The sequence below is a fragment of the Lactobacillus sp. W8172 genome (assembly GCF_016102055.1).
Lineage (GTDB): Bacteria > Bacillota > Bacilli > Lactobacillales > Lactobacillaceae > Lactobacillus > Lactobacillus apis_A.
Window position 1 is genome coordinate 1 of the sequence record NZ_JACFPG010000010.1, and the last position, 3,702, is coordinate 3,702.

Sequence of the window (3,702 nt, forward strand, 5' to 3'; positions counted from 1 at the left end):
CCTTCAAGCCATCTAAGCCACTCTTATTTGGTTTATGCTCAGCGTCTAGCTTTGGCTTGCCTTCAGTGACTAACTTGTTAATACTATCCGCATCTGGCGCTTTATCTTCATCATTAATATCTGTAATAATATCTGCTGCTACCTGATCAACATCTTGTTTTTGTTGATTCTTTTCAGCTGTGGTTAAGGTTACGTCTTTATCGATTGCATCCTTAACAATTGCCGCATGTTGCTTAATTTCCTCTACTGCGTCTGCTCTTTGTTTTTCAAGGCTAGCACCACTTTGATGGACCTTACTAATTCTATCACAGCCATCGTCTCTAGCATCATTAATACCATTTACGGTCGTTGCAGCATTAATGTTATTAAGAGCTTCAATTAGAATTGTATCTACCTGATCTTTTTGTCTATTCTTCTCTACTGAAGTTAAAGTCTTATCTAAATCAATTGTAGCCTTAGCTATTTCTGCTGCACTCTTAACTGCTTCTCTAGCAGGTTGCTTCAGTTTCTCAATATCATCATACTTGTAAACTAAAGTGTACTTTTGATCTGCCCCTAAATCTTTTTGATTTGGCATTTCAAAAGTTGAGCCAACAGACACCGGTGTACCATTCAAAATAGCTTCAGTAGCTATTAAGCCGGGAATTTCAGGACCATCTGGGATTGTGATAGTATCCCCAGTTCTGCCTTTAATTACGATCGGATTGGCTGGGCTTAAAGCATTACCTGTCATATCTAAGTATGTTGGTGTGATTTCTTGTTCATCACCCTCAACATACAATATTACTGTTGGGTTATTGTCTGAAACCACCATCGTTGCTGGCTGGTTAGCTGCATCAGTCTTGTAATGGTAACCTGCTGGCACATTAGTTTCTGTATAGTACTTATTTGTCCAATCAATGGTGTTACCGTAGTTCGCTGTAACTAAGCCGTTGTCTGCTTCTGTTCCTGCAATATTCTTTGGTGTTAAAACCTTGTCCGGATGGTTAACATCAACATACTTGTAGGTCACGTTTTGTTTGGCACCGTAAACATAGACCTTATATGTGTATGAGCCCGTGTCCATTGGAACGTAAGCTATGTTTGCTTGACCATCGGCATCACCTTGGTCACCTTTACCTGAACCACCACTTTGTTTGTCTGCCTTAGCCCCAGCGTAAATCTGGTTGCCTAAAGCCCACATGTAGCCTGCTGGAATATGATCAACAATATCCTGGCTAACTAACGGAATTGCTTGGCCAATATAAGCATCTTCATACAGAGTACCTTTCCCGCCAAATGGTAACTCATAATCCTTTCCTACTTGCTTACCTGTTTGGTCAATGAATTGTACCTTAACCTTACCCGGAGCAATTGCATCTGTTTGTAATTCACGCGTGTTTGCACTCATGATATTTGGATTAATTGAACCAGATGTTGATGATACAGTTGCCTTACCATTTGTGATGGTCATGTTGGTGAACTTACCAGTGTATTGACCTTCAGGCATATTGGTTGAGGAGTTCGTTCCATCCCAAGTTCTAATACTTGAATTGTTAATTCTTAGACTACCACTTCCGGCTACAACCCCTCGTCTTGAAGCTGCGGGTACATCATTTTGCCCTGAAACAGATAAATCTAGTTCTTTTGGTGAAATGAAGGTTACACTTGAGGTATTAGCCAAGTTAATAATTGCTCGGTTTGCTGCCCTCTGGTTGATTCTCATCGTTGTTCCGGCATTAAAGAGCATTGATTGGTTTCTTCTTAGTTGAATTGCCCCACCTCTAGTGGTTGCAGGACAGTCTAATTTGAAGTTTTGACCAAACACATAAGTAGCATCATTTGCTCCTGCACCTGCTCTAGTACCATCAATGAAGTATTGGAAACCTTCTTGCATCCAAGAAACATCATCACCAACTTTTACACTATATACGTATCTATATAGTGCTGGGAAGTCTGCAGATACACCTTTTAATGTTCCCGCTGCGTTAGATGAACGGTCACCCATTACAAACTGATTGCCTTCACCAATTGAACCCTTAGCTGCACGAGCAGTGAAAGCAAATTCACCACTTTCAGAATCTACTCCTGCTGGAGCGTCTGGGTCAACGTCGTCATCGTCGTCGCCACCTGAAACTGCACCTTCAGTTCGCTCCATTACAACTGAACTATCATTTGCAATATATATACTTCCGGCTCCACGAACTACTTCATTGGCAATAACAAAAACGTTCTTACCAGAGAAGGTTACTCTTGAGCTATTTGCCATAACAGCACGAATAGCATGGTAATCAGAACCCAAAGAACTAGTAGCGCTCAATCTGATGTTATCAAGGTTAACAGCTAAATTAGAACCATCCTGTGTGTATACCAAGGCTTTGGCATTACCTGTTAATCCTGTGAACCCCTGTCTATAATGTGCATTAGTTAAAGTGAGGTATGTAACTGGCGATCTTCTATACGAAATACGTTCATATTGAAACTTTTGGCTTCCCATATCAATGGTATGACCATTACCATTAATTACCAGACTTGCACCTGCAGCACGAATACCAAAAATAACATTAGCATCATAAGTAATGTCAGCATTAACGTTGACATAAGTAACAGCTGCATCATTCCAAGCTGCTGCCAACTCTGCCAAAGTTGCAACATCTCTTGAAATTGATTTATCAGGATTGATTACTTGCTCTGGCACAGCAACGTCAACAGAGGTTTCTGTTTTACCACTTGCTTGTCCTAAAAGATCATTGAAAGCTGGACGCTTTTCATCTTTATCACTAGCAACAGTCGCTTCATTAGCAGTATTTGTTTGTTCACCATTCCTAGTCACTACATCCGTTAACTTAGCTGATTCAATTTTGTCATTAGTTGAATCAACAGCAACTAGTGAAGTGTTTTCTTCTGGATTAACAGGGGTATTTATCTTCTTTGCATTCTCACCAGCTGGAGCTACTTGTCCTTCAGAACTCGTTGTGGTTTTGAAGAACGAACTAAGTCCTCTGTATGTTGATACCGTTACCTTCTTTGAGATTGGCTTTTGCGCATTATCAACTAACGGAATGTTCTCGGCAGTTTGATGAATAGGTTCAGTTATAGACTCATTCTTTGCATGTCTTGGTTGATAACATGCAGAAATATTAGCAACTGCGGTATCCTGTATATCTTTGACACTTACCAAATCAACTGCTTCATTAACCTTAACTTTGGCATCATTAAATATACTATCAACAGTTGCAGTTTGTGCTTCCTTTTCATCTAACGATAGTTTTTGATCATTATTAATAGCTGTTTTGACACTATTAGCTTTATTCTCTAAGACAATAGTAGCATTATGCTTGGCATCAGATATTGCCTGTTCGTCAACTTGGCTTTGCAGTTCTTTATCTGCAGACTTAACACTATTTTGAGTCTCAACTTCTGCAGCTTTAACGGGAGTAGTTGCCACATTAGTAATGTAGCCTCCACCTAATACGAATGACAAAAGTGAGTAGCTGACTAGCCAGCCCTTCTTGCCTTTATGCATTCTATAATTGGTATTTTTAACCTCTTCAGTTGGATTGGATTTATTAATACTTTTCATTGACGTCCTCTCTAACATATTTCTATAAATTACTTTTATACCTTATGTATATGATTAAAATGGTAACATTTTGCCTGCCAAATATAAAGGTGTTTTTGCGTTATTTTATATGCAATTAGTCAACCAACATTATCTCCCCT

1 protein-coding gene is annotated in these 3,702 nt (G+C 39.4%); it reads right to left on the reverse strand.

Annotated elements, in window-relative coordinates; genetic code table 11:
- A partial coding sequence (locus H3R21_RS07390) for a DUF1542 domain-containing protein (RefSeq protein WP_198184150.1) occupies positions 1–3,562 on the reverse strand: 3,562 nt, incomplete at its 3' end.
- Positions 3,563–3,702: the final 140 nt, after the last annotated feature.